General features: G+C 66.5%; 18 protein-coding genes. 3 read left to right on the top strand and 15 right to left on the bottom strand.

All coding sequences use genetic code 11. From position 1 onward, the window contains the following. Positions 1-38 precede the first annotated feature (38 nt). The 10 genes from AC3WOB_RS23235 to AC3WOB_RS23190 all read right to left on the bottom strand — a co-directional run bounded on the left by AC3WOB_RS23235 (position 39) and on the right by AC3WOB_RS23190 (position 14,294). Positions 39-1,742, bottom strand: a complete 1,704-nt coding sequence (locus AC3WOB_RS23235) for an AMP-binding protein (protein ID WP_013395131.1) — start codon at positions 1,740-1,742, stop codon at positions 39-41. Positions 1,743-1,790: 48 nt separating this feature from the next. After that, complete coding sequence (locus AC3WOB_RS23230; RefSeq protein WP_013395130.1) at positions 1,791-2,381, bottom strand: chalcone isomerase family protein; 591 nt, start codon at positions 2,379-2,381, stop codon at positions 1,791-1,793. Then, positions 2,345-2,890, bottom strand: a complete 546-nt coding sequence (locus AC3WOB_RS23225; protein ID WP_013395129.1) for a PaaI family thioesterase — start codon at positions 2,888-2,890, stop codon at positions 2,345-2,347. Before AC3WOB_RS23225 ends, AC3WOB_RS23230 begins: the two co-directional genes overlap by 37 nt. Before the next feature lie 17 nt (positions 2,891-2,907). Beyond that, on the bottom strand, positions 2,908-4,107 hold the full coding sequence (locus AC3WOB_RS23220) for an acetyl-CoA C-acyltransferase (protein WP_013395128.1): 1,200 nt from the start codon (positions 4,105-4,107) through the stop codon (positions 2,908-2,910). A 1-nt stretch (position 4,108) separates the two neighbouring features. Beyond that, on the bottom strand, positions 4,109-6,499 hold the full coding sequence (locus AC3WOB_RS23215) for a 3-hydroxyacyl-CoA dehydrogenase/enoyl-CoA hydratase family protein (RefSeq protein WP_013395127.1): 2,391 nt from the start codon (positions 6,497-6,499) through the stop codon (positions 4,109-4,111). 70 nt (positions 6,500-6,569) lie between these two features. Beyond that, positions 6,570-7,892 carry an OmpP1/FadL family transporter gene (locus tag AC3WOB_RS23210; RefSeq protein WP_013395126.1) on the bottom strand — a complete coding sequence of 441 codons (1,323 nt, stop codon included), beginning with the start codon at positions 7,890-7,892 and terminating at the stop codon, positions 6,570-6,572. A gap of 77 nt (positions 7,893-7,969) precedes the next feature. Beyond that, positions 7,970-9,928 (bottom strand): 3-hydroxyacyl-CoA dehydrogenase NAD-binding domain-containing protein, encoded by a 1,959-nt coding sequence (locus AC3WOB_RS23205; protein WP_492276301.1) that lies wholly within the window; start codon positions 9,926-9,928, stop codon positions 7,970-7,972. Continuing rightward, positions 9,925-11,220 (bottom strand): acetyl-CoA C-acetyltransferase, encoded by a 1,296-nt coding sequence (locus AC3WOB_RS23200; protein WP_492276300.1) that lies wholly within the window; start codon positions 11,218-11,220, stop codon positions 9,925-9,927. Before AC3WOB_RS23200 ends, AC3WOB_RS23205 begins: the two co-directional genes overlap by 4 nt. A gap of 12 nt (positions 11,221-11,232) precedes the next feature. Further along, entirely contained in the window at positions 11,233-13,581 is a 2,349-nt protein-coding gene (locus AC3WOB_RS23195) for an acyl-CoA dehydrogenase (RefSeq protein WP_492276299.1), read from the bottom strand. Positions 13,582-13,628: 47 nt separating this feature from the next. Further along, positions 13,629-14,294: a TetR/AcrR family transcriptional regulator gene (locus AC3WOB_RS23190; protein WP_492276298.1), complete on the bottom strand. Its 666-nt coding sequence runs from the start codon at positions 14,292-14,294 to the stop codon at positions 13,629-13,631. A 381-nt stretch (positions 14,295-14,675) separates the two neighbouring features. On the opposite strand from AC3WOB_RS23190, the gene AC3WOB_RS23185 reads away from it, so the two are divergent. The 3 genes from AC3WOB_RS23185 (at position 14,676) to AC3WOB_RS23175 (ending at position 18,622) form a co-directional block, all read left to right on the top strand. After that, positions 14,676-16,280 (top strand): glucosamine inositolphosphorylceramide transferase family protein, encoded by a 1,605-nt coding sequence (locus AC3WOB_RS23185; protein WP_492276297.1) that lies wholly within the window; start codon positions 14,676-14,678, stop codon positions 16,278-16,280. Positions 16,281-16,844: 564 nt separating this feature from the next. Next, entirely contained in the window at positions 16,845-17,597 is a 753-nt protein-coding gene (locus tag AC3WOB_RS23180; protein ID WP_492276296.1) for a response regulator transcription factor, read from the top strand. A gap of 359 nt (positions 17,598-17,956) precedes the next feature. Next, a complete protein-coding gene (locus AC3WOB_RS23175) occupies positions 17,957-18,622 on the top strand; it encodes a response regulator transcription factor (RefSeq protein WP_013395119.1) in 666 nt (221 codons plus the stop codon). A gap of 117 nt (positions 18,623-18,739) precedes the next feature. Here the strand turns inward: AC3WOB_RS23175 and AC3WOB_RS23170 are convergent, their stop codons facing one another. Genes AC3WOB_RS23170 through AC3WOB_RS23150 form a run of 5 tightly spaced genes read right to left on the bottom strand, consistent with a single transcriptional unit; the run spans position 18,740 to position 23,884 of the window. Then, entirely contained in the window at positions 18,740-20,011 is a 1,272-nt protein-coding gene (locus AC3WOB_RS23170) for a glycosyltransferase WbuB (RefSeq protein ID WP_492276295.1), read from the bottom strand. Further along, positions 20,008-20,568: a putative colanic acid biosynthesis acetyltransferase gene (locus tag AC3WOB_RS23165; protein WP_492276294.1), complete on the bottom strand. Its 561-nt coding sequence runs from the start codon at positions 20,566-20,568 to the stop codon at positions 20,008-20,010. Before AC3WOB_RS23165 ends, AC3WOB_RS23170 begins: the two co-directional genes overlap by 4 nt. Beyond that, positions 20,565-21,452 (bottom strand): glycosyltransferase family 2 protein, encoded by an 888-nt coding sequence (locus AC3WOB_RS23160; protein ID WP_013395116.1) that lies wholly within the window; start codon positions 21,450-21,452, stop codon positions 20,565-20,567. Before AC3WOB_RS23160 ends, AC3WOB_RS23165 begins: the two co-directional genes overlap by 4 nt. A 13-nt stretch (positions 21,453-21,465) precedes the next feature. After that, positions 21,466-22,596: a glycosyltransferase gene (locus tag AC3WOB_RS23155; RefSeq protein ID WP_492276293.1), complete on the bottom strand. Its 1,131-nt coding sequence runs from the start codon at positions 22,594-22,596 to the stop codon at positions 21,466-21,468. Then, a complete protein-coding gene (locus AC3WOB_RS23150; protein WP_013395114.1) occupies positions 22,589-23,884 on the bottom strand; it encodes an O-antigen ligase family protein in 1,296 nt (431 codons plus the stop codon). Before AC3WOB_RS23150 ends, AC3WOB_RS23155 begins: the two co-directional genes overlap by 8 nt. Between the last annotated feature and the right edge of the window lie 24 nt (positions 23,885-23,908).

Raw genomic sequence — 23,908 nt, 5'->3', positions numbered from 1 at the left:
GCAAGGCGCTGGCTCGCGTTCCCGGCGAGCCAACGGATTCAGGCCTGGCCCGGCTGCCGGACGGGCGCCGGCGCGGCCTGCTGCGCTGCCGGCTTGAGCTCGCGGCGCAGGATCTTGCCGACATTGGTGCGTGGCAGATCATCGCGGAACTCGATGTAGCGCGGTACTTTGTAGCCGGTCAGCTGCTTGCGGCAATGCGCGATCAGGGTTTCGGCATCCAGCGCGGGATCCTTGCGGATCACGTACAGCTTGACGGCTTCGCCCGAGCGCTCGTCTGGCACGCCCACCGCCGCCACTTCGCGCACGCCCGGATGCAGGGCGGCCACGTCCTCGACCTCGTTGGGATAGACGTTGAAGCCAGACACCAGAATCATGTCCTTCTTGCGGTCCACCAGGAACACGTAACCCTTCTCGTCCACATAGCCGACGTCGCCGGTGCGCAGAAACCCATCCGGATACAGCACCAGCGCGGTTTCGTCGGGCCGTTGCCAATAGCCCTGCGTGACCTGGGGTCCGCGCACGCAGATTTCGCCGGTCTCGCCTATGCCCAGTTCACGGCCTTCGTCGTCGCGGATGGAAATTTCGGTGGACGGCACCGGCAGGCCGATCGATCCGGTGAATTCCTGCACGTCCAGCGGATTGATAGTGACCGCGGGTGAGGTCTCGGTCAGGCCGTAGGCCTGCGCCAGCGAACGGCCAGTGACGGCGCGCCAGCGGTCCGCCACGGAGCGTTGCACCGCCATGCCGCCGCCCATCGTCAGGCGCAGCCGCGAAAAATCCAGGCGTGCGAAATCCGGGTTGTTGAGCAGCGCGTTGAACAGCGTGTTTACGCCCGTGAAGGCCGAGAACGGCACCTTGCGCATTTCCTTGACCAGCCCGGGGATGTCGCGCGGGTTGATGATGAGCAGGTTGCTGGCGCCCATCTTCATGAAGGTCAGGCAGTTCGCCGTCAGCGCGAAGATGTGATACAGCGGCAAGGCCGTCACGATGCATTCCTCGCCTTCGGTCACCAGCGGCCTGACCCAGGCATAGGCCTGGTTCAGGTTGGCCACCAGGTTGCCGTGCGTCAGCATGGCCGCCTTGGCCACGCCGGTGGTGCCGCCGGTGTATTGCAGGCAGGCCAGGTCGCGCTGGTCCAGCGCGACTTCCGTGAAGGGCGCGGCGGCTGCGGCGCGCAGCGCATCGCCCAACCGGACGGCGCCGGGCAGGGACCAGGCGGGCACCATGCGCTTGACGCGGCGGACCACGAAATCCACCAGGCGCCCCTTGAGCGGCCCCAGCAGCTCGCCGATGGACGTCACCACCACGCGCTCGATCGCGGTCCCTCCCAGGGCTTTTTGCACGGTGGCGGCGAAGTTGTCCGCCACGACGATCACGCGGGCGCCCGAGTCGGCCAGCTGGTGCTGGAGTTCATGCGGGGTGTAGAGCGGATTGCAGTTGACCACCACGCAGCCGGCGCGCAGGGCGCCGAACAGGCACACGGGGTACTGCAGCAGGTTGGGCATCATCAGCGCGACGCGGTCGCCGCGGCCCAGGCCGTTGGCGTGCAGCCAGGCGGCGAAGTCGCGCGTCAGCCGGTCCAGCTCGGCATAGCTGAGCGACTTGCCCATGCTGATGTACGAGGTCTTGCCGGCATAGCGCCGGCAGCTCTCGCGCACGACCGAAGCCAGCGTCGTCACGCCGTCCATCTCGATCTCCGCGGGTACGCCCGCGGGATAGCTTTTCTGCCAGATTCGTTCCATTTACCGGATTTCCGTCTAGGGCCTGTACTGCAGGACGCGCCTGGAGCGCTAGCCGCCCAGCAGGGCTTTTTTCAGGGAGGCTTGGGCGGGCTTTTCGCCCAGCCAGACCCGCAGCAGGGCGCGCGCGAATGCGGGGCTGTCGATGCGGCCGCGCAGTTTGCCGTTATCCATGACCGCGACGCCGCGGGCGTCGAAATCCAGGTCTACCACGTCGCCTTCGCGCACCGAGCCGATTTCCGCCATCAGGGCGGACAGGCGGCCGGCCGGCGCTTTCAGCTCGGCCAGTTCCTGCGCGGAGCTATTGTCGCGCAAACCGTCCTGCAGGGCTTCGTCCAGGCTTTTGCTGTCCACGTCGCGCAGCAGGCGCAGGCGCATGCGGCGCGGTTCATCGCTGTTGATCAGCGCGGCTGCATCGCTGGTTTTCGCGGTGGCGTACAGCGCGGCCACGTAGACTTTGACGACGAACTTGGTGCGCACGCCGGCGCCGTTCAGCACCAGCGCGCGGCCGCCCTCCGACAGGCTGTCCGGCACGCGCACGCCGGCGACTTCCAGGTCGGCGGCTTGGGCGGGGGCGCCAGCCAGGCAGGCGGCAAGCATCAGGCTCAGGGCGAGGGTTCGCCCTCCGGGGATACGGCGCATGAGTCTCCTCCAGTGTTCTTTTGTTTGTAGAACTTCTTGTCTGCGATATAGATCGTGCGTTCCACGACGGCGTAGACCACGCCGTCGCGATCCTTGAGTTCCACCGTGTAGGTCCGGGTGGTTTCATGGTCGCGCGCCAGGATCGCGCGGATTTCCGCGATTTCGCCGGGCGCGAGCCGGAAGTCCACGTACAGCGTGGCATACGCCGGCTTGCGGTAGCGGATCGAGGCGGCCTTGTCCCACACGATATGGTCTGCGCCCAGCGCGGACATCAGCATCGTGGGGTGGGCGCCGTCGGTCACGGCGAACAGCGAACCGCCGTACATCGAGCCGACGATATTGCGGGTGCGCCGCAGCAGCGGCAGCTTGATGCGGATATGGTGGAAGTCCGCGGAGACATGTACCACTTTGCCGCCGGTGGCGCGGAACGCCGGATGCAGGTTGAAGCCCACCCGCATCAGGCGCGCCCGCCAGGTCGGCGACAGGTTCTTGAACCAATAGGGCTTCATGTTCCGCGCCGCTCCGTCTACATCGCCTCGAACAGACCGGCCGCGCCCATGCCGGTGCCGATGCACATGGTCACCAGCCCGTACTTGCCGCCCGTGCGGCGCAGGCCGTGGGTGATGGTAGCGGTGCGGATCGCGCCCGTGGCGCCCAGCGGGTGGCCCAGTGCGATCGCGCCGCCCAGTGGGTTCACCTTGGCCGGATCCAGCTTCAGTTCGCGGATGACGGCCAGCGACTGGGCGGCGAAGGCTTCGTTCAGTTCGATCCAGTCCAGCGCGTCCTGGCCGATGCCGGCGCGTTGCAGCACCTTGGGAATCGCTGCCACGGGGCCGATGCCCATGACCTCGGGCGGCACGCCGGCCACGGCGAAGCCGGCAAAGCGCGCCAGCGGGCTGAGGTTGAATTCGCGCAGGATGCGGTCGGACACCAGGATCACGGCGGCGGCGCCGTCGGACATCTGCGAGCTGTTGCCGGCGGTGACGCTGCCGCGCGCGGCGAACACGGGCTTCAGCCGGGCCAGCGCCGCGGCGCTGCTGTCCGGGCGCGGACCCTCGTCCACCTCGACCAGGCGGCGCGTGACGCGCACCGTGCCGCTGGCGTCGCCGGGCTGGCGCGACACCGTTTCATAGGGGGTGATCTCGGCGCGGAAATGGCCGGCGGCGATGGCGGCGCAGGCCTTCTGGTGCGAGGCCAGGGCGAAGGCGTCCTGGTCCTCGCGCGAGACCTTCCAGCGTTCGGCGACCTTCTCGCCGGTCAGGCCCATGCCGAAGGCCATGCCGATGTTTTCCTGGTGTTCGAAGATGGCCGGGTTCATCGACACCTTGTTGCCCATGATCTGCGGCATGGCGCTCATGGATTCGGTGCCGGCGCCTATCATGATGTCGGCTTCGCCGGTGCGGATGCGGGCCGCGGCGTCAGCCACCGCCTGCAGGCCGGAGGCGCAGAAGCGGTTCACGGTGACGCCGGCCACGCTTTGCGGCAGGCCGGCGAGCAACAGGCCGATGCGGGCCACGTTCATGCCCTGTTCGGCTTCCGGCATGGCGCAGCCGGCGATGACGTCGTCGATGCGCGCGGCGTCCAGGCCCGGGACCTGCGCCAGCGCGCCATTGAGCGCGGCCGCCAGCATGTCGTCGGGGCGGGTGGTGATGTAGGCGCCGTTGCGCTTGCCCACCGGCAGGCGCGTGGCGGCGACGATGTAGGCGTCTTGAATCTGCTTGCTCATGTCAGTTCCTCAGGGGCTTGCCGGTGTCCAGGGTGTGGCGGATGCGGGCCTGCGTTTCAGGCGTGCGCAGCAGCGCCACGAATTCCTTGCGTTCCACCGCCAGCAACCATTCCTCGTCGACCTTGGCGCCGGTTTCGACCTCGCCGCCGCACAGGGCAACGGCGGCGCTGCGCGCCACGCGGTAGTCGTGGGCGCTGATCATGCCGCCTTCGCGCATGTTGACCAGCACCATTTCGAAGTTGGCGATGCCGTTGCGGCCGGCGACGGGAATGTCGCGCAGGCGGGGCGGCGGCGTGTAGCCGGCCTCGGCTGCGGCGCGGGCCTGGCCGATGGCGACGTACAGCAGTTCGTCCGGATGGAACACGACGATGTCGTGCTCGCGGGCAAAGCCCGTGGCGATCGCTTCGAGCGCGCTCTTGGCGACCTGCGCCATGGCAATGGTCTGGAACACCGGCTGCAGGTAGGGGAAGACCTCGCCCGGCGTGGCGGTCGTGGCCGCCAGGGCGGCGGCGCGACCGGCGAATTCCTTGCTGCCGCCGCCGGCCGGAATCAGCCCGACGCCGGCTTCCACCAGCCCGACATAGCTTTCCAGCGCCAGCACCCGGTGCGAGGCATGCATCAGGAATTCGCAGCCGCCGCCCAACGCCATGCCCTGCACCGCCGCCACGGTGGGAATCTGCGCGTACTTGAACGACTGCGAGGTGCGCTGGAATTTCTCGACCGTGGCTTCCAGCATGTCCCACTGGCCGGCGGCGCAGGCCTCGGCGACCTGCTGCAGGTTGGCGCCCACTGCGAAGGGCGCGTCATGCCAGATGACCAGGCCGTCGTATTCGCGTTCGGCGCGCGCCACCGCCTGCAGGATGCCTTCCAGCACTTCGGCGCCCAGGGTGTGGTTCTTCGAGGTGACCGAGAGGATGGCCACGCCGGCGTCGGCCTGCGGCAGGTTCCACAGGCGCACGCCTTCGTTTTCCCAGATCGTGACGCCGCGCTCGCTGGCGCCTTCGCCGTAGACGCGCTCGGGGAACAGCTGGCGGCGGTACACCGGCAGCGTCGAGCGCGGGCGCAGCTGGCCGGTGCGCGCCGAGTAGGAGCCTTGCGGCGCATGCACGCCCTGGCGGTCCGGTTCCAGCGCCCAGGCGGGCAGCGGCGCATCGCTCATGGCCTGGCCGGCGGCGATGTCCTCGGCAACGGCGGCGGCGATGGCTTGCCAGCCGGCGGCCTGCCAGGTCTCGAACGGACCTTGGGCCCAGCCGAAGCCCCAGCGCATGGCCAGATCCAGGTCACGGGCGTTGTCGGCCACGTGTTCAAGCTGCACGGCGCTGTAGTGGAAGATGTCGCGGAACAGGCTCCACAGGAACTGGGCCTGGGGGTGGCCGCTGGCGCGCAGCGCGGCAAAGCGCTTACCCGGGTCGCGTTCCTTCAGCAGGGCGGCGACTTCGTCGGCCAGCTTGCCGGCGCCGGGCGCGTAGTCCTGCGCCTTCAGGTCCAGCACCTGGATTTCGCGGCCCTGCTTGCGGTAGACGCCGGCGCCTGTCTTCTGGCCCAGCGCGCCCTTGGCGATCAGGGCCGAGAGCCACTCGGGCAGCTTGAAGTAGCGGTGCCAGGGATCGTCCGGCAGATTCTTTTCCATGGTGCCGACCACGTGGGCCAGCGTGTCCAGGCCGACCACGTCGGCGGTGCGGTAGGTGGCGCTCTTGGGGCGGCCGATCTTCGGCCCGGTCAGCGCGTCGACCTCGTCGAACGCCAGGCCGAGGCGGGCCGTGTGGTGCATCGCTGCCAGGATCGAAAACACGCCGATGCGGTTGGCCACGAAGTTGGGCGTGTCCAGCGCGCGGATCACGCCCTTGCCCAGGGTCGAGGTCAGCCAGGTTTCAAGCTGGTCGAGCACGGCGGGCTGGGTGTGCGAGGTGGCGATGATCTCCACCAGCCGCATGTAGCGGGGCGGATTGAAAAAGTGGATGCCGCAAAAGCGGTCGCGCAGGCCCGCGGGCAGGGCGTTGGCCAGCGCGTCGATCGACAGGCCCGAGGTGTTGGAGGCGATGATGGCGCCAGGGGCCACATGCGGCGCGATGCGCTCGTACAGCGCGGTCTTCCAGTCCATGCGTTCGGCGATGGCCTCGATGACCAGGTCGCAGCTGCGCAGGCGTTCCAGGTCGTCGTCGTAGTTGGCGGGCGTGATGTACGCCAGGCGCGCAGCGCCGGCCAGCGGCGCGGGCTCCAGCTTCTTCAAGCCGGCGATCGCCTTCTTGACCGTGCCGTTGCGGTCGCCTTCGGGGGCGGCCAGGTCGAACAGCGTGACGGGCACGCCGGCATTGGCCAGATGGGCGGCGATCTGCGCGCCCATGACGCCGGCCCCCAGGACGGCGACGTGTTTGACGACGAACTTGCTCAAGGCAGTCTCCTGAAAAAATGCGGATGGCGAGGCGGTCCGGTCGAGGCCGGGCCCCGCCATCCGGGGCGGGTTAGAAGCGGGACGACAGCTGTATGCCCAGGATGTGGGCATTGCTGTCATAGGTGCCCGCGACGCGGCCCTTGGTCAGCTGGCTGCCGGACGTCGTATCGATGTCCGTCTTGCGCAGATAGAGATAGGTATAGCCCACGTCGAGCGTGGTGTCCTTGGTGGCCTGCCACTGCACGCCGGTCGAGAGCCAGTAGCGGTCGTTGTCCGGCAGCGAGGTCGGGCGGTCGGCTTCCTTGTACACGGGCGACTGGTCGAAGGCGACGCCGAACTTCCACTTCCAGTTGGGCGCGAACTTGTAGTTGGCGCCCAGGGCGACGCGCCAACTGTCGCGGAAGTTCAGCGGCAGCTCGTCATCGCGCGCGCCAGGGCCCGAGTTGCGGATCTTCAGGTTGGGGATGCTGCTCCAGCCGGTCCATGAGACGTCGCCCAGCAGCTCCCAGCGTTCGTTCAACTGGTGCGCCGCGCTCAGGATCAGGGTGTCGGGCAGGGACACGGTTGCCTTGGCGTCGAACGACACCGAGTTGCCACGCGGATAGATGCTGGTAATGTCAGTATCGCCCTTGGCCGTGTGCTTGATCTTGGAGCGGTAGGACAGGCCGATGCGGGTGTCTTCCGTCGGTTGCAGCATGAAGCCCACGTTCCAGCCCCAGGCGTCGCCCTTGAGATTCAAGTCGGCGTCGCCAGTGGTGCCCAGCGGCAGGCCTGGAACCGGCAGCACGGTCTTCTTCTTGTAATTGGCGTCGATGTGCTGCCAATTCAAGCCAAAGCCCATGGAGAACTTCTCGTTGACCTTGTAGGCGATCGACGGGTTGACGTTGATCGTCTTGATCTCGAACTTGTTGGAGTGGTACTGGCCCACCCAGCCGTCGTCGTACTCGGTCATCAGGCCGAAGGGCGCGCCCACGCCCAGGCCGATGTACCACTGCTCGTTCAATTGCCAGGAGGCGTACATATTGGGCACCACGCCCAGGTTGCCGGCGTCGCCGCCGTTGCCGCCGGTCGGGCGCGATCCGCCCAGGCCGGTGCCCGGCAGGCCGGGAATGCTGGGGTTGCGGCTGTCGCCGTTGTCGGAAAACTTGAACGACGGCTTGATCAGGTTGACGCCGCCGGACACGTTGAAGCCGGGCAGGTAGGTCATGCCGGCCGGGTTGTAATAGATGATGCTGGCGTTCTCCGGATTCGCCGCAGAGCCCGCATAGGCGTTGCCCAGGCCGCTGGCGTTCTGCTCCAGGAGCTGAAAGCCGGCCGAGTGCGTTGCCGTGGTCGCGCCCAGGCCGACCACGAGGGCCGACAAGGTGCTCAGGGACAATGAACGTCTGCTCATGGTACTGCCTCCTCGTGATGGATAGATGTCTCTATGGCACTGCCGGTCTTGTCGTTCCGGTTTAGGGGGTACAGGTCCTAATCGGCCTCAGCCGGTCTTATATCGCGCAATGCTTTACTGCTCTGGTAATGCAAGGGGCCGCCCGTGAATGGCGCGAACCCCGTTCCGAAAATCACGCCCGCGTCCGCCAGGTCGGCGTCGGCGACGATGCCCGCGTCCACGCGCTGGCGCGTGGCGTCTATCAGCGGCTGGATCAGGCGCTGCGCCAGTCCGGCGGGCGCGCCGGCGGGGCTGGCGCCCTTGGCCGGCTTGCCGTCGCGCCAGATGTAGAAGCCGCGGCCGCTCTTCTTGCCCAGGTCGCCGCGCGCCAGGCGCTCGGCCAGGCAGCGCGGCGGCTCGGCGCCGCCAGCAAGTTCCTCGCCTGCCGCGCGCGCGATGTCCAAGCCCACGGTATCTGCCAGCTCCAGCGGTCCCATCGGCATGCCGAAGGCGACCATGGCCGCGTCCACGGCCTCGGGCGCCAAGCCTTCATCCACGCTGCGCATGGCCTCCAGCATATAGGGCGCCAGCACGGCGTTGACCAGGAAGCCCGGCGCGCTCTTGACCGGCAGCGCCAGCTTGTCGATCTGCCCGACGAAGGCGCAGGCGCGGGCTTGCGCGTCGCCTGCGTCGCCTTCGGCGTGCACCACCTCCACCAGGGGCATCTTGGCCGCGGGATTGAAGAAGTGGATGCCCACCAGACGTTCTGGGTGCGCAAGGCCTGCGCGCAAGGTCTCCAGTGCCAGGCTGGAGGTGTTGGTGGCGAGCAGGGCATCGGCCTTCATGCGCGGTTCCAGCGAACGGTAGAGCGCGCGTTTGGCCTCGGGCTGTTCGCTGATGGCTTCGATGACGATGTCGGCCAGCGGCACGCCGCCGCCCGCCGGGTCGGGCATCAGGCGGTCGAACGCCGCGCGCGCCAGCCGCGGATCCTTCAGGCGGCGCGAGTACAGCTGGGCGGCGCGCTTGATGGCCGGCGCGATGCGCGCCATGTCCTGGTCCTGCAAGGTGACCGTCATGCCCTTGAGCGCGCACCAGGCGGCGATATCGCCGCCCATCACCCCGGCGCCCACCACGTGCACATGGCGCGCGGGCGCGATGCCGGCCTGTTTGCCGTTGGCCTTCAGCCGGTCCTGCAGGCGGAACACCCGCAGCAGGTTGCGGGCGGTGTCGGAGGAAATGATGCGGTCGATCAGCGCGGGCGCCTGCAGGGCGTTGCCGCCGTGTTTTTCCCAGATATCGACGATGGCGGGCGCGGCGGGATAGTGGCCCAGCGGATCCTTGGCGGCGATCTGCTTGCGGGCGCGGCTGGCGACGATGGCCTTGAGCGGCCAGCGGTTGGCCCAGCCGCCGAAGCCGCGCGCGCGGCGCGGCGCCTTGCGCGACAGCACCGTCTGGCGCGCGGCGGCCAGCAGCAGGCGCGGCGGCACGCGCGCGTCGGCAAGACCCAATGCGGCGGCGCGGCGCGCGTCGGCGCCGCGGCCGGTCAGCATCATGTCGAGCGCGGCGGGCGCGCCTATCAGTTGCGGCAGGCGCAGCATGCCGCCCCAGCCGGGGAAAATGCCCAGCATCACTTCGGGCAGCGCGAGCGAGGTGCCGGGCTGGTCCGCCACCAGCCGGTAGCGGCAGGCCAGCGCCAGCTCCAGGCCGCCGCCCAGGCAGTGGCCCTGGATCAGCGCCAGCGTCGGATAGCGCACCGCGGCCAGGCGGTTGAAGAGATTCCAGCCGCGCGCGACCAGCGCGCGCGCCTGCTCCGGCGTGTCCAGGCTGGCGAATTCGTTGACATCGGCGCCCACGATGAAGCCCGTGGCCTTGCCGGACTGGATGATCAGCCCCGCGGGCGGGGCCGTGTCCAGCGCATCCAGCACCACCGCCAGCTCGCTCATGGTGTCGGCGGACAAGGCATTGACCGCGCTGCCGGCGCGGTCGAAGGTCAGCCACGCCAGGCCGTCGGTATCGCGGTCCAGGCGCCAGTGGGATAGCGTATCCAGTGTCGTCATGGGCGGTCCTCGTCCAGGGTTTCGACCAGCATCGCGCCGCCTTGGCCGCCGCCGATGCAGATGGCCGCCATGCCGCGCCTGGCGCCGCGGCGCTTCAGGGCCGCGAGCAGGTGCAGCACGATGCGGGCGCCGGAAGCGCCCACGGGATGCCCGATGGCGATTGCGCCGCCATCGACGTTGAGCCGGGCCGGATCGAGGTCGCCCCAGGCCGGCGTGCCGAAATGCTCCTGGCAATAGGCATCGTCGCGCCAGGCCGCCAGGCAGCCTAACACCTGGGCGGCGAAGGCCTCGTTGATCTCCCACAAGTCCAGGTCATTGAGGCCCAGGCCGTGGCGTTGCAGGATGGGTGTGGCCGCATGTACCGGACCCAGGCCCATCTGCGCGGGATCGAGGCCGGCCCACTGGCTGTCGACGATGCGGCCCAGCGGCCGCAAGTTCCATTTGCGCACCGCTTCCTCGGAAGCGAGCGTCAGCATGGCGGCGCCGTCCGTCACTTGCGAGCTGTTGCCCGCGGTGATGTTGCCCCAGGGCTTGTCGAATACGGGTTTGAGCTTGGCGAGTTTTTCGGGCGTGGAGTCGTCGCGCACGCCGTCGTCGTCGGGATAGAGCTTGCCTTGCGTGTCGATCAGCGGCGAGATCTCGCCCAGCGCGCCGGCCGCGCGGGCCGCCAGCGCGCGCGCATGGCTCTGGGCCGCATAGGCGTCCATCGCCGCGCGGTCGATGCCGAAGCGGGTCGCGACGTTCTCGGCGGTCTGTCCCATGGACAGGCCGACCACCGGGTCCGTCAGGCCCTTGAGCAGGCCGATGACGGGCACGAGGTTGCGCAGTCGGAAGCGGCCCAATGCCGCGAGCTTGGCGCCCATGCCGCGGGCGGCATACCAACTGGCCAGCCAGCGCACCATCTCGTCCGAGTACAGCACCGGCGCGCGCGACAGGGCATCCGTGCCGCCGGCCAGCACCAGTTCGGAACGGCCGGACTGGATGTTGGCGATGGCGGAATCCAGCGCCTGCATGCCGGATGCGCAATTGCGCATGACGGTCCAGCCCGGCACCTTGTTGCCGCAGCCCAGGCGCAGCGCGATCACGCGGCCGATGTTCACTTCGTCGGGGGACGGCGCGGCGCAGCCCACGATGACCTCGTCCAGGTCCGTGGGCGCATGGGGCTGGCGCAGCAGCAGGGCGCGCCCGGCCTGCACGGCGAGATCGCCGGCGGCGAAGGGGCCTGGGCCGGTGCGCGCCTTCAGGAAAGGCGTGCGGGCGCCGTCGACGACGTAAACCGGTTTGAATGCCATCCGCTGCCTCCTTCAGGCGACCCTGCGTTCGGCCGCGGGGCTGCCCTGGTCCGCGGCGCGCAAGTCAAAGGGAAAATCATCCACTTTCACCACCGTGTCGCGCAAGCGGTTGCGGCGTTTCACGACTGCAAATTCTTCCGGGGTGATGCCGCCGATGGCGAAGGCGGCGTCGGCGATGTCGCGCACATTGGCCTGCGGATTGCCGTCAAGCGCGCCGCGCTTTTCAAGCTCGCGGATCTTGGCTTCGATGGGTTCGGCGTCCAGCGTGGCGGCCAGGGCCAGTTCGATCGCGCCCACGGGTTCGGCTTCGGTCGCCGGCAGATGGCAGCCCGCGGTCAGGCGGTCGCGCGTCGCGCTCGGGTTGATCAGCAGCCGCGCCACGTCCTGCCCCAGTTGGTCGGACGGCAGGGACTGCGTGCGGCCCCAGGGGAAGACCAGGCGGCGCAGGCTCCAGGCCACGAAGCGGTTGGGGTAGTTGTCGAGCACGCCTTCGATGGCTTCCTGCAGCTTGTACAGCGCGTCCTGGATCGACCAGTGGGCCAGCGGCGCATCGGCCGACTGGCGGCCTTCGTCCTCGACGCGCTTGAGCGTGGCGCTGATCAGGTACATCTGCGACAGCACGTCGCCCAGGCGCGCCGACAGGCGCTCGCGGCGTTTCAGGCTGCCGCCCAGCACCAGCATCGAGGTATCGGCCAGCAGCGCGAAGGCGGCGCTGTAGCGGCTGAGCAGCTGGTAGTAGCGTTTCATGTCGGGTGCGACGTCGGCGTTGACGCCGACGAAGCGCGCACCGGTGAGCGCGGTGCCCAAGGCGCGCAGCTTGTTCTTCGCGACGAAGCCCACGTGGCCCCAGAAGGCGCGGTCGAAATCGTCCAGGCCGCGCTTGCGGTCGGGCGACTGCGCGGCCTGCATTTCAGCCAGCACGTAGGGATGGCAGCGGATCGCGCCCTGGCCGAAGATGATCAGGCTGCGCGTCAGGATGTTGGCGCCTTCGACGGTGATGCCGATGGGTATCTGCTGATAGGCGCGGCCGAGGAAGTTGGACGGTCCCAGGCAGATGCCCTTGCCGCCGATGACGTCCATGCCGTCGTTGACGACTTGGCGCGCGCGCTCGGTCACGTGGTACTTGACGATGGCGGACACGACCGAGGGCTTTTCGCCCAGGTCCACCGCGCCCGCCGTCATGCTGCGCGCGGCGTCCATCATGTAGGTGTTGCCGCCGATGCGCGCCAGCGCTTCTTCCACGCCTTCGAACTTGCCGACGGGTGTGCGGAATTGGCTGCGCACGCGCGCATAGCCGCCTACCGCCCGCGTCGTCAGCTTGGACATGCCGGTGTTGGACGAGGGCAGCGAAATCGAGCGGCCCGCGGCCAGGCATTCCATCAGCATGCGCCAGCCCTGGCCGGCCATGGCCGGGCCGCCGATGATGAAGTCCAGCGGCATGAACACGTCCGTGCCGCGCGTGGGGCCGTTCATGAACATGGCGTTCAGCGGAAAGTGGCGGCGGCCGGTGTCCACGCCGGGATGGTCGTGCGGCACCAGCGCGCAGGTGATGCCCAGGTCTTTCGCGCCGCCCAACAGGCCGTCGGGATCGTACAGGCGGAACGCCAGGCCCAGCAGGGTGCACACGGGCGCCAGCGTGATGTAGCGCTTGTCCCAGGTGACCTTCATGCCTATTACTTCGCGGCCCTGCCATTCGCCCTTGCAGACGATGCCGCTGTCGGGGATGGCGGCGGCGTCGGAACCGGCCCAGGGACTGGTCAGCGCGAAGGCAGGCACTTCCTCGCCGCGCGCCAGGCGCGGCAGATAGTGGTTCTTCTGTTCGTCGGTGCCGTAATGCAGCAGCAGTTCGGCGGGGCCAAGCGAATTGGGCACCATGACCGATACCGCCAGGGCCGACGAGCGCGTGGACAGCTTGGTCACGATTTCGGAGTGGGCATAGGCCGAGAACCCCAGGCCGCCGTATGCCTTGGGAATGATCATGCCCAGGAAACCCTGGGTCTTCAGGTAGCTCCAGACTTCGGCCGGCAGGTCGTAGCTTTCCTGCGTCACGTGCCAGTCGTTGACCATGCGGCAAGCCTCTTCGGCCTGGACGTCGAGAAAGCGTTGTTCGTCATCGTTCAGGCGCGGGCGAGGATAGGCCAGCAGGCGGCTCCAGTCGGGGCGGCCGCGGAACAATTCGCCTTCCCACCAGACCGTGCCCGCTTCGAGCGCATCGCGCTCGGTGTCCGACATCTGCGGCAGCACCTTGCGGTACAGATTGAAGATCGGAGCGGACAGCAGGGCGCGCCGGATGGGACGCACGCCCAGCACGACCGCGGCCAGCAGCGCGACGATGACCAGGGCGAGGATGACTGCGTTCATTTTCTTGTCTCCGTGGAGGTTCTGTTCCGTCTGCGGGCGCGTCGCGCTCAGGGCACCTGCGGCAGCGGCGCGCGCAGGCCGCCGAGCAGGAAGCTCATGAGGCGCGGCAGCAGCAGGTTCGGGTTATCGGGCTGTTCGGCGTCGTCAATGGTCCAGCCGGTGACCGAGCGCAGCAGGTCGGTGCCGATGATGGCGTACGACGTGGCGCCGAGCATGAACTGGAAGCGCCATACGATCTCGGCGCGAGGCACGTCGGGCAGGGCTGCGAACAACGCGTTGCGGTAGCGCTCCAGTACGTCCGCGTATTCCTCCGCGAACAGCGCGCGGATGAAATCCGAGGGGTCGGTCATGGTGCGTTCAAGCAGGGGCAGGAAGGTGCTGCCGGCCTGGGCGGGATCGGCCGCCAGGCGCAGCAACGTGCCGAAAAAAGCGTCCACGATCTGCGACGGCTTCAGGGGCTTGCCTTCGGCTTGCGCCTCCAGTTCATCCAAAAGGCGCAAACGCTCGCGATTCAGCACTTCCAGGCGCCGTTTGAGCACCGCCTGCACGAGTGACTCCTTGGAGCCGAAGTGGTAATTCACCGACGCCAGATTGACGCCGGCGGCCGTGGTGATCTGGCGCATCGAGGTGCCATCGTGTCCCTGCTGGGCAAACAAGGCCTCGGCGGTGTCCAGGATGGATTCACGGGTGAGGGATGGTCTGATTTCTTGCATAAGGTTGAATTCAAACGTTCGTTTAAAAACAATTATGCGTGAGAGATGGCTGAGACGCGAGCCTCGGCTATCCCCAATAGGGTTTACCACTAGCGGCACGCGCGTCGCACATTCTGGACCGGCCGGATTTTCGCCCGGCTCCACCAGAGGGATGACGAATCTCATGCGTAGGTAGTAGCGATTTCCTAGTGTATGCGCATGATTCTGAGCCATTCGTCCTCGGACTGCCGACCTAGGATGAATGTGGTCTGGAAGGGACGCGCAAAACCCCGCAGTATCAGCGCGAAGACAAGAATCTGTCGCGCCCCTGAATACGCACTGGCTAGCCCGTTCGCCGTACCGGACGGAAGGCCGATAAGCCCTGGCACAGGAGCAGGAGAAATGAAAACCTACAGAGTGGGACTGCTGGTTGACGGGTACGAGCAACCCGGCTGGATGCATGAGATGGTGGATTGGCTCACGCATAGCCAGGATTTTGAAGTCGCTGCTTTGCTGGTGATGAACCTGGAAGGCGGGGATAAGTCTCCTCGCCTGAGTACGCGCGCCCTGTTTGGCGTCTTGTCGCGCTTGGAAGCGCGGCTGTTGCCGGCCAAGCAGCGGCAGGCGCTGGCCTGCCGCGACATGCGCGCAAGCATGCCGCCGGATACGGCCGCCGTCCTGTCGCTGGCGCCTGGCATGCCAGCGGCCGAGGCGCAAAGCCAGGTCGCGGCGCAGGCCCTGGATCTGGTCATCACATTGGGCGCATCGCCGGCTACTCGCGAGCAAATGGCGGGTTGGGCGCGCCTGGGCGTGTGGCAACTGAGTTATTCCGATATTGCGGTGGCGACCAGCCGCTATGCCGGCTTCTGGGAGGTCTTCCAGCGCGAGGACCACACCACGGTGAAACTCTGGCGCGTGGGCGCGCGGGAGGATCAGGACGAACTGCTGGACCAGCGCAGTTTCAACACCGAAGTGTTCTGGTTGAAGAATCAGGCGCGCGCGTTCAGCCTGGGAAATTTCATGGTGTACGACGCGTTGCAGGCGCTGGCCCGCGTCAAGCAAGGCGTGGCGCCGCCCGCCATGCAGATCATGAGCGGCCTGCGGCGCGAGGATCCGGTGGAGTGGGATAGCGCCGCATATATTGCGCGCCAGGCATGGTTAATGTCGGATTTGGTTGTGCGGCGCATCATGAAGCGCAATGTGCGCTGGCGGATTGGTATGTTTCCGTCTGCCCGGCAGCAGGCGGTCGTGTCCGAGGCCATGGTGTTGCAGCCGCCCAAGGGCAGATTCTTCGCAGATCCGTTTGTATATACCCAGGATAAAAAGCCATATATATTTTTCGAGGATTACGATTTTACCTCCCGCAAGGGGACGATCTCGGTCGCGACCTACTCGGACGGGGCTTTCCGCCTGCTGGGGACGGCCTTGAACCTACCCTATCATTTGTCGTTTCCGTATATATTCGAGCACGAAGGCGTTACCTACATGGTGCCGGAAACCTGCGGAAATCGCAGTATAGAGCTATGGAAATGCACCGATTTCCCGCTTAAGTGGGAGCTTGATGTAAATCTCATGACTAATATATCCGCCGTCGATACCATTATTTTCAAGCACGGAGAATATTGGTGGTTATTAACAAATATCGACCGGACCGACGGCCAAAGCCATTGCGATGAGCTCTTCGCGTTTTTCTCGGATTCGCCGCGCTCGACCGAGTGGACGCCGCATGCCTGCAACCCCATCGTCCGCAACCCCATGCGGGCCCGCAACGCCGGAATCGTTGTGTCGCCTGGCGGAGAGGTGATCCGTTGCGCCCAATACCAAGGCTTCTGCCACTACGGCAAGGGCGTGTCGCTGAACCGGATCGAGGAGTTGTCGCCCTCCACCTACGTGGAAACGGACGGCGAAATCCACTACGCGAGCTTCCTGAGAAAACGCCATGCTTCAATGCACCATTGGCATCATCAGGGCGGCCATACGGTATTTGACTTCGCCTATATGGAGTAAATCGTGCCGGAAACGCAAAAATAAAAATGTTACCTATATTTCGATTACGAGAAAGACGCACGGGCTTGATGTGTCCGCGGAAACATATAGACAGTTGTTGCCTTGATTCCGGAACTTCCAGGCCGCGCCCGGCGGATGCCGCGGCGCGGCTTTTTTACGGCTGTAACAATGGCCTGCCTTAGCCGGAAGCCCGTGCCCGCACTGCATGTTCCATAGGGAAAGCGCAAGCTCCGTATGGGGAATTGCTGGTGAAAACCCTAGCGCCGGAACGGCTGAGGAGCGCGTCTCCTCCGTATTTACGATGATGATTAAGGCTAACGAATGATTTCTGTTTTTGTCGGATTATATCGAGCCGAAACGTCTTGATTTTGACAATTTCGAACCATAAGATGGGTCCATGCCATCCGTTATGTTGGCTACCAAAGTCTCCCAGCCCAAATGCCCCGGGCCAGCTTCATTAGATACTCCGGGATATTGCAGACTCGCACTGCGGGGCTGGAAAAAAAATAGTCTTCAGCACAGCGAAGATCCCTTCTAGGCCCGTCGAAAAACCGGGAGGACACCATGGCCAAGATGGTCCTGATTGAAGCCCATCCGCTCCTGCGGTTGGGGTTGTGGCAGATTCTGAGCAAGTTGGATGATGTGTGGGAAATCGAGGGGATGGGTTTGGCTGACATCTCCAAGGCGGACGGCGTGCACGCGGGCGCCGATCTGCTGATCTACGGATTGCCGGTGGATACCGACGAAGCATGGAGCGCGCTGCATGAAATCCAGCGCGTGCTCACGCCCAAGCGGATTCTGCTGCTGACGGACGTGATGCCCCTGCCCATGCCGGTACAGGGCCTGCCCGGGGCCAGCGTCTACGGTTGCCTGATGAAGACGGCTTCGGTGGAGATTCTTGAAGCTGCCATTCGCCTGGTCATGGCGGGCGGGCAGTGCTTCCCCAGCGAACAGGCGTTGCAGGCTCCGGCGCAAGCGGTCTGCGCCTTGCCGGCAAGGGAAGCCGACGATGCCGCCGCCAGCAAGGGCTCCATGCCCGTCAGCGCCGGCGCGCAGCTGTTGCAGATCACGCCGCGCCAATACGAAGTGCTGGTGCTGCTGGCGCGCGGTTATCCGATCAAGACCGTCAGCAGGATGTTGAACATTTCGGTGGCCACGGCCAAGACGCATGCGTGCACGCTCTACCAGCGCTTGCATGTCAAGAACAAGGGCGAAGCCGTATACGCGGCGCTGCAGCGTGGCGCGACCTTGGAATGGCATGAACCCAATGGCAGGGATGTGGACGCCGGGCAGCTCTATGGGCGCAAGCTCGGGTAACCGAGGCAGGTTGCGCTGCCTGCCCGGCAGCCTGGGACGTTCGCGTTCCATTGCTGCCGGGAATGCGCATAGCCATCCTGGCTAATTCATACACAGCAGTATCCGCGGTCGCAGTGCTGCTGCATTCCTCCACCAATCATCCTCCTGAACGAGATTCAGCGAACGTAGCCGCTGATAGCATGGGTTGTGTCCGCAAGTCTGGATCGAGAAGGCGAACCACTCCGCCTCGCCATCGCGATCCAGCGCCGCGGACGAGATTCCCGTGAGGTCGGTGACGCCAGCAGCCTGCCGTTGCAGCAATGATGCGCCAGCGTCATGGGAACCGTGTATGGGCCATGCGTCACAAGGTTCCCCCCGGGATGACAACCGTACTGATCGAAGACTACGCTCTGCTCCGTGTCGCGATCCAGCATGTGCTGGAGCGTGCGCGGAACACCGATGACATTCTGGCCATCTCGCCAGCCCAATTGCTCACCATGTCCAGTTCGATCAACCGCCCAGTCGAGTTGCTGGTGATGGGTTGCAGCGGCCTGGCCGAGCAGGACGTTGGCCTCCTGTCCCAGTCGATGGCGTTCTTCATGCCGCGGCTGGTGCTGGTGCTTTACTCGGTGCTGGACCCGGGCGTCATGGCGGCGTGTGCGCGGGCAGGGGTCGCGGGCTACATGCCCAAGGCTTCCAGCCCCGATGCGCTGGCGGCTGCGGTCAGCCTGGTGATGGCGGGCGGCGAATGCTATCCGCAGCCCGCGGCCCGACCTCAGGGCGCATCGCATCCGCCAACCCAGGAACTGAGGGAATTGACGCAACGGCAGGAAGAGATCCTGCAATTGCTGGTACAGGGCAAGACCATGCGGGAGATCGGCCAGCAGGTCGGCATTTCCGTGGCCACGGTAAAAAGCCATGCGCGCACCCTGTACTGGAAGCTCAATGCGCGCAACCAGGCGGAGGCGGCCTACATCGCGGTGCAGATGGGGTTGGTCAGAAGCGGCAATGGCTCGACGCCAGCCAAGCACGATCCCGACGCGTAGGATGGCGCAAGCGCGGAAGTTCCGATGCAGGAACTCCGCCTGCGGACGCTCGCAAGCCATCGACAAGCGCAGCCAGGAAATTGAGCCCCGCAGGGCGTCGATGGGTCAGGCGCGCGATCAGGCGCCTGTGTTTGCGTCGGATTGCGCCGCGCGGGCGGCACGTTTGCCCTTGGCGCCGATGAGGTTCTCGAATTCCTGTTCGGCCGCAGCGAGCACGCTGTCCACATGCAGGTGCGCCTGCGCATACTGGCGCGCCGCAGCGCCCAGCGTTTCGCGGATCTGCGCGTTGTAGCTGAGCTTGCGCACGGCCTCGGCCATGGCGGCGCCGTCTTCGGGCGGGGTCAGCAGGCCGCAGCGCGCCACCACGCCGGCCAGCTCGGTGCCGGGCGACGCGCCGCACACCACGGGCCGGCCGCTGGCCAGCATGCCGGTCAGTTTGGACGGCATCACCAGGTCGGCGGCGCCAGCGCGTTGCGGCAACAGATGGATGTCGGGGGTGTTCAACAGTTCACCGAGGCGTTCGGCTGGCTGCAGGTCCAGGAAGACGACGCGGGCCAGGCCCTCGCATTGCTGTTGCAACGGCGCGCGCTCGGGCCCCTGGCCGCAGAACACGAACCACAGGCGCGTCTCGCGGCCGAGCCTGCGGGCCACGTCGGCCAGGGTCTGCAAGCCTTGCTTGCCGCCCATGTTGCCCGAGTACAGCGCGACGATGGCGTCGTCCGGTATGCCCAGTTCGGCCCGATACCGGCCGCCGGCTTGCGGCGTGATCGCATCCACGTCGATCCAGTTCGGCAGCAGCACGGCGCGCCCTGGGTCCACGCCCTTGGCCCGTGCCAGGTCCAGCATGCGATTGGAGATGGTGGAGACGCGGTCGAAGCGGCGCATCAGCCAGCGTTCGGCCCTGAGCACCATGGCGCGCAAACGGGCGCCCTTGAGCAGCCCCAGTTCGAAGGCGGCGTCGACTTCGTAGTCCTGGATGTGCAGCCAGGCGCGGGCTCCGCAAAGCCGCGCGGCCAGCCAGGCGGCGGGCGCGCAGAAGAGCGCGGGTTCCACCACCAGGATGATGTCCGGCCGCCCGGCGGCGGCGCGCAACAGCGACGGCAGGCTGGACAGGGCGAAGCTGGCCAGGTGGATCAGGCGCTTGAGGCCGCCCGGCCGTCCCGGCACCCAGAGCGGGGCGCGGCGCACGGTGACGCCGCGCAGGATTTCCTTGCGGTAGCGGCCGGCGCGGTAGCCCTCATGCACCTGCCATTGCGGGTAGTAGGGCGGGGCCGTGACCACGCTGACCTCGTGGCCGCGCGCGGCCAGCCATTCGGCCAGCTCGGCGCTGTACTTGCCTATGCCGGTGAGTTCGGGCGCGTAGTTGATGCCGTAGATAAGGATTTTCATGCCGGGCCAGCCTGGCGCGGGCGGATGGGACGGCACGGGTTGCCGTGGCAAATCATGGCGGGCGGCATGTTGCGGAACACCGAACTGCGCGCGCCGATCACGGCTTCGCGTGCCACGGTCACGCCGGGGCCGATGAACACGTCGGTCGCCACCCAGGCGCCGTCCTCGATGCGCACCGCGCGCTCGCGCAAGGGGAATTCAGGCTGCCCCGCATCGTGGTCGGCGGCGCACAGGTAACTGCGCTGCGACACCACGGCGTGGGCGCCGATATGGATCGGGCCCAGGCTGTAGATGACCGCGTCGTCGCCGATCCAGGCGTAGTCGCCGATTTCGACTTTCCACGGATAGGTCACGGTGGCGGTAGGCCGGATCAGCACCTTGCGGCCGACCTGCGCGCCAAAGCAGCGCAACAGCCAGCGGCGAAAGCCATAGGCCACCTGCGGCGACCAGCGGAACAGCGTCGCCTGCACCGTCCACCAGAGCTGCACGGTCAGGGCGGAGCGGCCGCGCTGGCCAGGCGCCAGCGCGAAACGGTCCAGACGTTGTAGGGCGCTCATTTGGCGGCCCCCGCCACGGCGTCGTCGCGCGCGGCGGCAGCGCTGGCCTGCCGCGCCTTCTGGATTTCCTCGGTCTTGATGCGGATCTGCCAGTAGTACATGGCCCGCGCCACCGCGTAGTCATAGCCGGCCTTGCCGTCCAGGAAGCCCAGGCGGAAGACATAGGAATGCAGGAACGAGGTGAGCGCCTTGAACGGCATGGCCTGGAAGATGCGCTTGAGCAGGGCGCGCGCGCCCACATTGGCCTCGCGCGGATCGTTCATCAGGCCCTTGGTGCGCAGGTTCGCTTCCCAGTCGGAATAGCGGTTGTGCTTGTCGAAGTAGTGAAACAGCGAATCATGGTCGTTGTGCACCATGCGCTGGCGCAGGGCGAAGGTCTCGCCTTCCACCTGCGGCTGATAGTGGCCTTCCACTTCCCACATGTGAGCCACGTCCAGGTCATCGTAGTCCAGGAAGCGCGAGCGGTCGCGGGCCAGCAGCGCAAGCTTGTAGACGCGGTGTCCGTGCTCCAGCTTCTTGCCGCAGAACACGTAGTCGAACGGCACGAAGGCGCCGCCCGTGCCCGCCGCGAAGCGCGGCAGGACTTCGCGGATCTCGGCGGCCAGGCCCGGCGTCATCTCTTCGTCCGCGTCCACGTAGAGCACCACGGGATGCGAGAACGGCAGCTGCTCCAGGCACCACTGCTTCTTCTTGGGATACTTGCCGTTCCACTGGAAATTCGAGACCTTGGCGCCCAGCGCCGTCGCCATCGCGCAGGTGGCGTCGGTACTGTTGGAGTCCACCACGAAAACCTCGTCGAATTCGACCAGCGCCTTCAGGCATTTGTTGATGTTGCGTTCCTCGTTCTTCGTCATGACGACGACCGATACCGGTATCTTCTGCATGATGCTGTCCTGTTCAGGGCGTGCCGCGCTGCATCAGCGGGCGGAAGAGGGCGATGACGTTGCGGCAATGCCGTTCCAGGGAAAAGGCGTCGGCGCGTTCGGGCCCCTGGACCGCAAGCCTCTCGCGCATCTCCGCGTCGTAGGCCAGGCGGCGAACCGCCTCGGCCAGGGCGGCTGCGTCGCCCACCGGAACCAGCAAGCCATAGCGGCCGGAATCCAGGATTTCGGCGGGGCCATGCGGACAGTCGGTGGAAATGACCGGCACGCCCAGGCATAGCGCTTCCACCAGCACATTGCCGAAACTCTCGCGCAGGGAAGTCAGGGCGAAGGCGCCGGCGCCCGCGATCACCGGAAACGGGTTGTCGATATGGCCGGCCAGGGTGACCGGGGTGCGGGAGCCGCTTTCATCGATGCGTTTCTGCAGGGCGGCGTGCTCGGACCCTTCGCCCAGGATGGTGAAGCGGATCCCGGGGTCGTCCAGCAGCGTGGCCGCGTCTATCAGCGTCGCATAGTCCTTCACCGCTTCGAGCCGGCCCACGGCCACCACATGGTAGGGCGCGGGTTGCAAGGCTTCGTCCGCGCCGCGGCCGCCCTGCGCGCGGACATTGTCCAGCGGCACGCCGTTGTAGATGGTGTGGACCTTGCCGCGCAGCGGCGGAAACATGCTGACCAGGTCTTCCTTGACGCCGCGCGATACGCCGACCACCGCATCGTGGCGGCGGTAGGTCTGGCTGACCAGCCAGCATTTCAGGCGCCGCATGCGCGAGGCGCCGTAATGGATGGCGGGGCTGCTGTGCTCGAAGGCGACCGTGCTGAACTTGCCGCGCAGCAGCTTCTTGGCCACGATGACCAGCATGTTGCACAAGAGGCCGTGCGAGCAGACGATGGCCGGCTTGTCGCGCCGGATCTGCCGGAGCAGCTTGAAGAAGGCCACGGGCAGCATCAGCCGCAGGGCGGCGGGAGATTCGTTGACAGGGAGGGCTCGGGTGACCTTGGGGTTGGAGACGGGGTATTCGCGGATGCGCGAGCGCAGCAGGAACAAGGCGGAATCCACCCCTTGTTCCGGCAAGGCATCCACGATGAAAGCGACACATCTTCCTACGCCGCCGTGCAGGTCTGGCGCAACAAACAAGACATCAGGCATGTGGGATCACTCGAGTTGGCGTCCGGCGCGCAACGTCCGGACGGTGGCTGGGGGCGGATGTCGTTCCTTGTTCTGGCACGGGCATGAGCTGGGCATTGCGCATGAGCGACAGGCAATAGCACAGCAGGAAGCCGGTGAAGGCGGTCTTGGGCGCGTAGGCCAGGCCGCCGGAAAGCGAGTCGATGAAGATGTAGATGGGAGCGGTGGCCAGCAGGTAGCGCCGGTGCAGCTCCAGGCCCGGATGCGCATATCGTCGCAGCAGGGTCAGCAGCAGGATGAGCACGGGCGGCAGCATGATCATGATGGTCCCGACCACGCCGAACTTCATCAGATAAAAGGCCCAGGAGTTGTGGGCGAAGGTGCTTAGCTCGAAGCCGTTCTCGCCCATGACCCAGCTGCGAAAGCCCGCGCCCTTGCCGAACACCGGGCTTTCGGCGAAGAAGTCCATCTGCCCCTGCATTTCCTGGACGCGCGCGCCATAGCTGGAGTCTTCGTCCAGGCGCTCGACGCTGAAGATGCGGTTGGTCAAAACGTCCAGGTAGCCGATGCTGGCGAACACCAGCACGCCGGCGACCGCGGCGGGCGCGAAGACCAGGACGGCGCGCCGCCGGATTTCGGGGCCCGCGCCTAGCAGCACGGCGATGATTACCGAGATCGCCAGCTGCAGGTACTGGCTGCGGTTCAGCGAAAACACCAGGGCCAGCAGCATGTAGACGGTCAGCGCGTAGGCCTTGGGTCCGGAAACATTGAGGGTGCGCCGGAAGTACAGCAGCGACACCACGCCGAACGGAATGGCCCAGACGCCCAGCCGCACGTTGCGCAGCGGATTCGCCACGCTGAAGCCCTGCAGCTGCTCGGCCAGCATCAGGGTGGCGACGGCCAGGCAAGACGCCACGATGTATTTCTGCAGCACCGCATAGGCCGCCGGGCTGTCGATGTCCTTGTAGCAAAGAAAGGGCGTGCACAGGAAATAGAACACGATGCGCAGGTCGCGCGCCACGTCGCCGGTCTCGATGCCCGGGTGGTGTAGCGATACCAGCAGCAGGTAGATCACCGACAGGGCCTGGATACCCAGCAGCATGCCCAGCGGGCCGCGGGGAAGCGCGTAGGCCGCGGGGTCCGCGAGCCGCAGCGCCTTGACCACCAGCATGGCGACGAACAGGAAATCGAAGGGCGACAGCTTGAAGCTGCCGACCCCCAGGACGAAGCGGTCGTCGTTCAGGGCCAGCGCCGTGAAGGCGAACAGGCCCAACAGATGCAGGGTGGAAAGGCGGCGGTGCGTGCTCATTGCGGCTCTTCTCTGTTTGGACGG

The organism is Achromobacter sp. FW305-C-30-7 (assembly GCF_058783105.1).
Note: the sequence above shows the minus strand (reverse complement) of the source record. Positions and strands in the feature narration are given on the sequence as shown.

Excerpts from the sequence above, each read along its gene's own strand:
- AC3WOB_RS23235 (WP_013395131.1), bottom strand. The coding sequence starts at position 1,742 with ATGGAACGAATCTGGCAGAAAAGCTATCCCGCGGGCGTACCCGCGGAG.
- AC3WOB_RS23230 (WP_013395130.1), bottom strand. The coding sequence starts at position 2,381 with ATGCGCCGTATCCCCGGAGGGCGAACCCTCGCCCTGAGCCTGATGCTT.
- AC3WOB_RS23225 (WP_013395129.1), bottom strand. The coding sequence starts at position 2,890 with ATGAAGCCCTATTGGTTCAAGAACCTGTCGCCGACCTGGCGGGCGCGC.
- AC3WOB_RS23220 (WP_013395128.1), bottom strand. The coding sequence starts at position 4,107 with ATGAGCAAGCAGATTCAAGACGCCTACATCGTCGCCGCCACGCGCCTG.
- AC3WOB_RS23210 (WP_013395126.1), bottom strand. The coding sequence starts at position 7,892 with ATGAGCAGACGTTCATTGTCCCTGAGCACCTTGTCGGCCCTCGTGGTC.
- AC3WOB_RS23205 (WP_492276301.1), bottom strand. The coding sequence starts at position 9,928 with ATGACGACACTGGATACGCTATCCCACTGGCGCCTGGACCGCGATACC.
- AC3WOB_RS23200 (WP_492276300.1), bottom strand. The coding sequence starts at position 11,220 with ATGGCATTCAAACCGGTTTACGTCGTCGACGGCGCCCGCACGCCTTTC.
- AC3WOB_RS23195 (WP_492276299.1), bottom strand. The coding sequence starts at position 13,581 with ATGAACGCAGTCATCCTCGCCCTGGTCATCGTCGCGCTGCTGGCCGCG.
- AC3WOB_RS23190 (WP_492276298.1), bottom strand. The coding sequence starts at position 14,294 with ATGCAAGAAATCAGACCATCCCTCACCCGTGAATCCATCCTGGACACC.
- AC3WOB_RS23185 (WP_492276297.1), top strand. The coding sequence starts at position 14,676 with ATGAAAACCTACAGAGTGGGACTGCTGGTTGACGGGTACGAGCAACCC.
- AC3WOB_RS23180 (WP_492276296.1), top strand. The coding sequence starts at position 16,845 with ATGGCCAAGATGGTCCTGATTGAAGCCCATCCGCTCCTGCGGTTGGGG.
- AC3WOB_RS23175 (WP_013395119.1), top strand. The coding sequence starts at position 17,957 with ATGACAACCGTACTGATCGAAGACTACGCTCTGCTCCGTGTCGCGATC.
- AC3WOB_RS23170 (WP_492276295.1), bottom strand. The coding sequence starts at position 20,011 with ATGAAAATCCTTATCTACGGCATCAACTACGCGCCCGAACTCACCGGC.
- AC3WOB_RS23165 (WP_492276294.1), bottom strand. The coding sequence starts at position 20,568 with ATGAGCGCCCTACAACGTCTGGACCGTTTCGCGCTGGCGCCTGGCCAG.
- AC3WOB_RS23160 (WP_013395116.1), bottom strand. The coding sequence starts at position 21,452 with ATGCAGAAGATACCGGTATCGGTCGTCGTCATGACGAAGAACGAGGAA.
- AC3WOB_RS23155 (WP_492276293.1), bottom strand. The coding sequence starts at position 22,596 with ATGCCTGATGTCTTGTTTGTTGCGCCAGACCTGCACGGCGGCGTAGGA.
- AC3WOB_RS23150 (WP_013395114.1), bottom strand. The coding sequence starts at position 23,884 with ATGAGCACGCACCGCCGCCTTTCCACCCTGCATCTGTTGGGCCTGTTC.